This is a genomic window from Pseudomonas sp. 44 R 15, from assembly GCF_900004965.1.
GTDB lineage: Bacteria > Pseudomonadota > Gammaproteobacteria > Pseudomonadales > Pseudomonadaceae > Aquipseudomonas > Aquipseudomonas orientalis_A.
Genome location: NZ_CVTU01000118.1, coordinates 50,051 through 57,453, shown reverse-complemented (window position 1 = coordinate 57,453; position 7,403 = coordinate 50,051). Strand labels below are relative to the sequence as shown.

Below are 7,403 nucleotides of genomic sequence, written 5' to 3'. Positions count from 1 at the left end.
GCGAGGTGCCGAGTGGTGGGGCATGTACGGGACAACCACATGGGTTACAAAAAAGTGCATTCACATAGGTGACACTTTGATTGAAACATAGCCGTTCTTTGCATCCCTAGCATTGACGTGACCTAGTATCACCGGACCGAAGATCACATTCCATACCCCGTCCTTGATCAGCTCCATTCCAATGTTCTGATGCCTGAGCAGGTTACCCACGTATATCCGCAGACCAGCTCGATTAATGATGCCGCTACCATCTGCCAGGTAACACTCAACATGGCTCGCATACACCATTTCCGGTAGCTTCTCCGGATAAGACCGAGTTGAGGGTGTGTAGCAGGAGGCCGGGGTTTTCTGACCGAGTGCCTCGTGTCCCCGCTCATAATTGTAGTGCTGCATAAATCGGTCAAAGTGTTTTTGCTGAGCCTCCCAAGCAATTGCCGGCGGTTGGGGAAAGGTGCTTTTCAGTGTCCGGTGCATGCGTTCATGACGCCCATTTTGGTCTGGCCGACCGGGCTCAATTCGCTCAGGGATAATCCCAAGGCGTAACCACCAGATTGACAATTGCGACAGCCCCGCACGCCCTGTACTCGCAAACGGCACGCCGTTATCGGTGCGGATGCGCTCAGGCATTCCATACTCACGAAAAACGCGCTCGAAGGTTTGCTGGGTCTCCTTGAGATTGGTATTGGCCATGCTCTCGCAGGCAAGCAGGAAGCGACTGGCATGATCCATGATCGTCAGCGGATAGCACCAAACGCCCGCTCCGGTAAGAAATTGGCCCTTGTAATCAGCGCTGAAGAGCTGATTAGGCGTTTCTGCCTTACGCAAAGGCTTGGGATAGACCGCGACACGCTGACGCGACGATCGAGGCGTGATCAAGTCCGCGGCCTTAAGGATGTTGTAAATCGTCGTTTTCGACGGTGGATCCTGCCCAGGAAAACGTTTCATCAGATCGTTCTGGATCTTTTTAGGACCTGGGATCGTTTCACCGGCCGAACGAAGCTCAATAATCGCCTGCCTCACAACCACCGGCACCACATAGGTTTGGTTGTGCCGGCGGCGACTACGTTCGTCGAGCCCACTGGGTCCCTCCAGTTGGTAGCGCTCGACCCATTTGTAACCAGTCTTGCGGCTGATCTGATAGTCCTGGCACAGCTGGCTAAAGCTGTGCTTTTCAGACAAATACTCGGCGATGAACATCACTTTGAGGTCCATAGGTTTCAGCTCTCTCCAGGGCATGGTCAGATCCTCGCGAAATCGACCCTGCCAGTTAAAAACTGTTACCTATGTGCGTGAACTGATTTGTAACCCATGTGGGTGAGTCATACCGGCAAGAGCGTTTTGCTTACTTTTGCGCTTTTCAAAAGTGAGCCGCTGTAAAAGCGGAACCATTAGCAGCCGTGACCGCAGAAACGGATATGTACTCGGTCTGATCCAACATCCTGGTCGGCCCAGAGGCCGCCATCGGGGGCAAGTCGAATCGTCGCACCGCCCCTCCCACATTTGGCCCCATGCAGCCTATGGCGTGTCAGGCTGGTTGGCCGGATGGGCCTGCATGAAGGCCGGACGCTGCGCCGCCAACGCCGCCACTCGCCCAATACGCGGGTACGCACCCAACGGCACCTTGAAACGTTCGGCGGCATACAACTGGGGAATCAGAAACGCATCCGCCAAGCCCGGCTGCTCGCCAAAGCAGAATCCTGTGTCGCCAATCAACTGCTCCACCGCGCCCAGGCCCTGGCTGATCCAATGCCCAATCCACTCCAGCAATTGCTCCTCATCGTGACCCCACTGGCGCAGCAGATTCTGGGTACTGGAGTTATGCAACGGGTGGATATCGCAGGCGATAATCGACGCCACCGCGCGTTCATGGGCTCGAACAACCAGATCTTTGGAAAGCAACGGCGCCTGTGGATAACACTCCTCCAGGTACTCGATGATCGCCTGTGACTGGATCAGCAGCGCCCCCTCATCGCTGCGCAAGGCCGGCACGCGCCCTTGCGGATTGATCGCCAGGTACTCGGGCTGGCGATTGGCGCCGCCGGCCGGCACCAGCAGATTGACCGGCACCGCAGTGAAATCCAGGCCCTTGAGCGCCAGGGCGATGCGCACCCGGTACGACGCGGTAGAACGGTAGTACGTATACAGTTCCATGACCCTGCCCTCTCAGCGCGCGGCGACCACGGTACCGCGGCATTCACCGAAACCGATGGAGGCGAAGCCTTCACGATGGCAGCGGGCACGCAGGATGATTTCATCACCGTCTTCGAGGAACTTACGCACCTCGCCGGATGCCAACTCAATCGGCTTTTTGCCGCCTTCGGTGATTTCCAGCAGGCTGCCGAACTGCCCCGGCTGCGGGCCCGACAAGGTCCCCGAACCAAACAGGTCACCGGCTTGCAATTGGCAACCGTTGACGCTGTGGTGCGCCACCATTTGCGCCACAGTCCAATACATATGCTCGGTGTTGCTCAAGGTCAGACGATGGGCCGGCAGGTTCTGTTCACGCATCGACGCGGTGGTCAGCAGCACTTCCAATTCGATATCGAAGGCGCCGGCCTTCTGGTCGCGAACGTCCAGCAGGTACGGCAGCGGCTGCGGATCGCCTGCGGGACGCGGCGGTTGCGCCTTGCGAAATGGCTCCAGCGCTTCGGCCGTGACTACCCACGGCGAGATGCTGGTGATGAAGCTTTTGGACAGGAACGGCCCGAGCGGCTGGTATTCCCAGGCCTGGATATCCCGCGCCGACCAGTCGTTGAGCAGGCAGAAACCGGCAATATGTTCAGCCGCGTCACCAATGGCAATCGCGTCGCCCATGGCATTGCCCTGGCCGATCCAGATACCCAGTTCCAACTCATAGTCCAGGCGCGCGCAGGGGCCGAACGTCGGCTCGGTCTGGCCGGCGGGCAAGGTCTGGCCTTTGGGGCGACGCACCTCGGTACCCGAGGGGCGAATGGTCGAGGCACGGCCGTGGTAACCAATCGGCACGTACTTGTAGTTGGGCAATAGCGGGTTGTCGGGACGGAACAGTTTGCCGACGTTCTGCGCGTGTTCAATGCCCACATAGAAGTCGGTGTAGTCATTGATCCTGGCCGGCAGGTGCATCTGGCAATCGGCGGCACGGTGCAACACCTGCGCTTCACGAGTTTGCAACGTGCTGCCTTCGGCCAGCAATTCCAGCAGGCGCTCGCGCAGAGCCACGCGGGGGCCGCGGCCGAGTTCGAAAAAGGCGTTCAATTGGCCACCGGCGGTGGCTTCTACCGCTCGCCGGGCGTCACCGTCGAACTGGTCCAGTGCCGCGTGCAGGTCGAGAACCGCGTCGCCAATCGCCACGCCACTGCGCGGCGCCGAGCCATTGATGCTGAACACACCCAGCGGCAGGTTCGGCAGGGGAAAGTCCGCGTGACCGTTGGCCGAGGCCACCCAGCTGCGGGTCTGCGTTGGTTGAGTCATGGGTTATCTCCGATTCGGATTGAAGGTGGCGGGCAGCGCGGCCCAGCACGCGTCGTAAGAAGGCTGCAATTGCGGGCATTGCAAGGCGAACTGGGTGGGACGCAGCACCTGGCTGGTCTCGAACATGAAGGCCATGGTGTTATCGATCTTGTGCGGTGCCAGCTCGGCATTGATCGCCCGTGTGCAGGTTTCGCCATCCGGGCCATGGGCGCTCATGCAGCTGTGCAACGACGCGCCACCGGGCAGGAAACCCTCGGCCTTGGCATCGTAGGCGCCCTGGATCAGGCCCATGTATTCGTTCATCAGGTTGCGGTGGAACCACGGTGGCCGGAAGGTGTTCTCGGCGACCATCCAGCGCGGCGGGAAGATCACGAAGTCGAGGTTGGCCAGGCCATGCACGCTGGTGGGCGAGGTCAGGACGGTGAAGATCGACGGGTCCGGGTGATCGAAGCTCACCGTGCCGAGGGTGTTGAAGCGGCGCAGGTCGTACTTGTACGGCACGTTGTTGCCGTGCCAGGCGACCACGTTGAGCGGCGAATGGTCGAGCTCGCAGGCCCACAGCTCGCCGAGGAATTTCTGCACCAGGGTGGTCGGTTGCTTGCGGTCTTCGTAGTGCGCGACCGGCGTCAGGAAGTCGCGCGGGTTGGCCAGGCCGTTGCTGCCGATCGGGCCAAGGTCCGGCAGGCGCAGCGGCGCGCCGTGGTTTTCGGCGACGTAGCCGCGTGCCTGGGCGTCGAGCAGTTCGACGCGAAATTTGAGACCGCGTGGCAACACCACAATTTCCAGCGGCTCGACTTCCAGCACGCCCAGCTCAGTGACGATACGCAACCGGCCCTGTTCGGGCACGATCAACCATTCGCCGTCGGCGTTGAAAAACACCCGCTCCATCGACCGATTGGCGCGGTAGTGGTAGATGCTGATGCCTGAGGGTTTTTCCGACCCGGCGTTGGCGACCATCCCTGCGAGCCCGTCGATAAAGTCGGTCGGCTCAGCTGGAACTTCCAACGGGTTCCAGCGCAACCGGTTGGGCGTCACAGCGCCCAGCGGCCCACCGGCCAATTGCCGCTCCAGCTTGATAAAGGCCGGGTGATTGGCCGACGGCTGGATGCGGTACAGCCAGGTACGCCGCGCTTCGCTGCGCGCCATGGTGAACGCGGTGCCGGAGAACAGTTCGGTGTACAGCCCGTAGGGCGCTTTCTGCGGCGAGTTCTGGCCAACGGGCAGTGCGCCAGGCAAGGCTTCGCTGGCAAATTCGTTGCCAAAGCCCGACAGGTATTCGAGGTTCATGGAGCGTCCTCTGGGTCAGTTGTTTTTATCGTAATCCAGTTACGCATAACGTAATTTGATCGCCAGGGAGCGTCAAGCTATAAAGACGCCCACTTATCTTTCGGATTCTCGCTCTCCCATGGAAAAGCCCCGCGACACCGGTAAACAGAAAGTCCGCTCGGCTGAGGTGGGCACCGATATCCTCAAGGCATTGGCACAACTGTCGCCGTCCACGTCATTGTCGCGCCTGGCCGACCATGTGCAGATGCCGGCGAGCAAGGTGCACCGCTACTTGCAGGCGCTGATCGCGTCGGGCTTTGCCGAACAAAACCCCGCCACCAACCACTATGGCCTGGGCCGCGAAGCGTTGCGCGTGGGCCTGGCGGCGCTGGGCAGCATGGATGTGCTGAAGGTCGGCGCACTGCCGCTGGCGGAGCTGCGCGATGAGTTGAATGAAACCTGCTTTCTGGCGGTGTGGGGCAACCAGGGGGCGACCGTGGTGCAGATCGAGCCGGCGGTGCGCGCCGTCACGGTGGTGACGCAGTTGGGGTCGGTATTGCCGCTCTTGAGCTCGTCCACCGGGCTGGTGTTCAGCGCCTACCTGCCGTCCCGGGAGACCGTGGACTTGCGTGAGCGCGAGATCCAGGCCGGTACCGCCCACGCCTTGGCGGACGATGCGGCCTACGCCACCCTGCGCGAACAGATCCGCAGCCGTGGCCTGCACTTTGTGCATGGCTTGCTGATGCCCGGGGTGGATGCGTTATCAGCGCCCGTGTTCAACGCGACCGGGCACGTGGCGGCGGTCATGACCGTGGTCGGTCCCACCTCGCTGTTCCACGCCGATGAAGACGGCCCGGCGGCGCAGCATTTGCTGGCGGCGACCCGGGCCGTGAGTTGGCGCATGGGCTATCAGCCCTGAATCAGTCGTCCCAGCGCGACAGCGCCACTGCCACACGATCTTCCAGCGTCTTGACCTGCGCGCCGGCCACCACGTAGTTGTTGGTCAGCATAGAGAAAAGCAACCTGCGCCCGTGGGCATCGGTCACGTAGCCGCTCAATGAGGAAACACCGGTCATGGAGCCGGTCTTGGCGTGCAAATTGTTTTCGGCCGGGGTGCCGCGCAGGCGATAGCCGAGGCTGCCACCGGTCATGCGGTCAGTGTTGCCGGCAATCGGCAGTGCGTCGTACCAGGCGGTGAACCACGGCTGTTTGCCGGCGGCCAGCAGCAGGTCGGTGAAGGTTTGCGACGACACCAGATTGCGCCGCGACAGGCCGGAGCCGTCGACCTGGCTGAACGTGACGGTGTCCAGCCCCTGACGTTTGAGAAAGCCGGCCACCGCCACTGCGCCCGCCGCCGCCGTGCCGCTGTTGGCGGTCTGGCGCCCCATGGCCTTGAGCAAGGCTTCGGACATGTTGTTGTTCGAGAGTTTGAGCAGCGGCACGATCAACGCCTGCAACGGCGCCGATTGGTGCTCGGCCAGCATCGTCACCGCCGACGGGCTCGCCCCGCCCATTACGCGACGCCCCTGCACCGTAATGCCCTGTTGCGCCAAGGCTTGTTCAAACAGATTGGCCACCAGTTGTGTCGGCTCCCAGACGCTGATCAGCTGCTGATTCTGCCGTCCCGCTGCCACCGCGCCGCTGAGCTGCAACAGGTTGGTGCCATGCCGGCGATTGATCCCATAGCTGTTACCCGGCCCACTGACGGCGCGATTGCTCAATTGCAGGTAGTCGGTGGGCGGATAGATATCGACACTCACGGGCTGGCCAACCCGCACCGGCGCCCTGGCGGTGACCAACACGCTGCCGGCATCAAAGTCCGCATTGGGCGACACCGTCAGCGCGGAAATCTGCGCGCCGTAGTAGGTGGTTTCATCATCATGGGACCAGTCGACCCCCAGCCGCTCGGCATCGAACCAGGTATCGTCGAACACCAGGTCGCCCTGCACCTGGCGCACGCCCTGGCTGGCCAGTTGCGCCGCCAGCGCCTGATAGTCGGCGTACTGCAGGGTCGGGTCGCCCAGGCCGCGCAGGTAGAGATTGCCGGTAAGATGATCGCCCTGGCGGGTGCCATCGCTCAACAGTTGCGTGGCGAAGCGGTATTGCGGGCCCAGCACATCCATCGCTGCGGCGGTGGTCAGCAGTTTGAGGTTGGAGGCGGGCACCAACCGTGTACGGGGGTTGTGCTGGTAGAGCGTGGCGCCAGTGCGGGCGTCGCGCACCATCAGCGAGACCGTCGCGCCTTGCAATGCCGGGTCGCTCAACAGCTTATCCAGGGTTGCCGGAGTGGAGGTCTGGGAAACGCTGGCGCAGCCGCCCAGTAAAAAGCTCAAGCCGACCAGCAGGGTGCTGGTGTGTAACCATTTTGCGAAATGCATCAGTCGCGTTTTCCGTAAGCATCGAATGTCCGCAACGCTAACAGCTCAGGTGCCAATGTGGGAGGGGGCTTGCCTCCGATGGCCATAGGTATCTACACAATTTTGGTGCGACACCGCACCTGTGGCGAGGGAGCTAACGTGTATCTACCTGACGCTCCGAGGTCCAAATGTGGGAGGGGGCTTGCCCCCGATGGCGGCCTCTGGGCCGACCAGGGTGTTGGATTGGAACGAGTACATATCCGTTTCTGCGGTAACGGCTGCTTAGGGTTCCGCCCTGACGGCGGCTCACTTTTGAAAAGCGCAAAAGTA

At 61.5% G+C, this 7,403-nt stretch carries 6 protein-coding genes; 1 reads left to right on the top strand and 5 read right to left on the bottom strand.

The genetic code is table 11. The features are described from left to right. Positions 1 to 60 precede the first annotated feature (60 nt). The 4 genes from BFP93_RS25235 to hmgA all read right to left on the bottom strand — a co-directional run bounded on the left by BFP93_RS25235 (position 61) and on the right by hmgA (position 4,737). Positions 61 to 1,236, bottom strand: coding sequence for an integrase core domain-containing protein (locus BFP93_RS25235; RefSeq protein ID WP_065891770.1), 1,176 nt, complete (start codon positions 1,234 to 1,236; stop codon positions 61 to 63). A gap of 279 nt (positions 1,237 to 1,515) precedes the next feature. Further along, a complete protein-coding gene (maiA, locus tag BFP93_RS25230; RefSeq protein ID WP_065895341.1) occupies positions 1,516 to 2,151 on the bottom strand; it encodes a maleylacetoacetate isomerase in 636 nt (211 codons plus the stop codon). A gap of 12 nt (positions 2,152 to 2,163) precedes the next feature. Continuing rightward, the gene (fahA, locus tag BFP93_RS25225; RefSeq protein ID WP_065895340.1) at positions 2,164 to 3,450 is read right to left on the bottom strand and encodes a fumarylacetoacetase; all 1,287 of its coding nucleotides are present in this window, start codon (positions 3,448 to 3,450) and stop codon (positions 2,164 to 2,166) included. Positions 3,451 to 3,453: 3 nt separating this feature from the next. Beyond that, on the bottom strand, positions 3,454 to 4,737 hold the full coding sequence (gene hmgA, locus BFP93_RS25220; protein ID WP_065895339.1) for a homogentisate 1,2-dioxygenase: 1,284 nt from the start codon (positions 4,735 to 4,737) through the stop codon (positions 3,454 to 3,456). 118 nt (positions 4,738 to 4,855) lie between these two features. Here hmgA and BFP93_RS25215 point away from each other — a divergent pair, with 118 nt between their 5' ends. Beyond that, positions 4,856 to 5,635: an IclR family transcriptional regulator gene (locus tag BFP93_RS25215; RefSeq protein WP_065885889.1), complete on the top strand. Its 780-nt coding sequence runs from the start codon at positions 4,856 to 4,858 to the stop codon at positions 5,633 to 5,635. Position 5,636: 1 nt separating this feature from the next. Here the strand turns inward: BFP93_RS25215 and dacB are convergent, their stop codons facing one another. Beyond that, positions 5,637 to 7,094, bottom strand: a complete 1,458-nt coding sequence (gene dacB / locus BFP93_RS25210; RefSeq protein ID WP_065895338.1) for a D-alanyl-D-alanine carboxypeptidase/D-alanyl-D-alanine endopeptidase — start codon at positions 7,092 to 7,094, stop codon at positions 5,637 to 5,639. Positions 7,095 to 7,403: the final 309 nt, after the last annotated feature.

Coding starts and splice junctions, on each gene's coding strand:
- BFP93_RS25215 (WP_065885889.1), top strand. CDS start 4,856: ATGGAAAAGCCCCGCGACACCGGTAAACAGAAAGTCCGCTCGGCTGAG.
- fahA (WP_065895340.1), bottom strand. CDS start 3,450: ATGACTCAACCAACGCAGACCCGCAGCTGGGTGGCCTCGGCCAACGGT.
- maiA (WP_065895341.1), bottom strand. CDS start 2,151: ATGGAACTGTATACGTACTACCGTTCTACCGCGTCGTACCGGGTGCGC.
- BFP93_RS25235 (WP_065891770.1), bottom strand. CDS start 1,236: ATGCCCTGGAGAGAGCTGAAACCTATGGACCTCAAAGTGATGTTCATC.
- hmgA (WP_065895339.1), bottom strand. CDS start 4,737: ATGAACCTCGAATACCTGTCGGGCTTTGGCAACGAATTTGCCAGCGAA.
- dacB (WP_065895338.1), bottom strand. CDS start 7,094: ATGCATTTCGCAAAATGGTTACACACCAGCACCCTGCTGGTCGGCTTG.